Source organism: Pontimicrobium sp. MEBiC06410 (genome assembly GCF_053601615.1).
Map to the genome: position 1 here is coordinate 1 of NZ_JBSHNT010000113.1, position 372 is coordinate 372.

At 38.7% G+C, this 372-nt stretch carries 1 protein-coding gene; it reads left to right on the forward strand.

The window, feature by feature from the left end; genetic code table 11:
• A partial coding sequence (locus ACVC08_RS00740) for a condensation domain-containing protein (protein ID WP_452600594.1) occupies nucleotides 1-372 on the forward strand: 372 nt, incomplete at both ends.

Here is a 372-nt window from a genome sequence, read left to right on the forward strand (position 1 = left end):
GGGCACTCACTATTAGTAACCCGATTACTATCAAAAATACAAGAACAATTTAAAGTAAAACTACAACTCTCTCAGGTATTTAATACCCCATTACTAGGGCAGTTATCGCAAGTTATAGCCACCAGTAAAGCAACAATATTACCTAGAATAACAGTTGTAAAAAACAGAGTCCAATTACCGCTATCCTTTGCACAACAACGCCTATGGTTTTTAGCAGAGTTGGGACAAAGCGAAAGGTACCACATACCAGGATTATTAGAAGTGAATGGTGCGCTCAACATAGCGTACTTAGAGCAAAGTATCAATGCATTAGTAGCACGCCACGAGTCATTACGTACAACCTTTAAAAAAGACTCAGAAGGAATAGCCTAC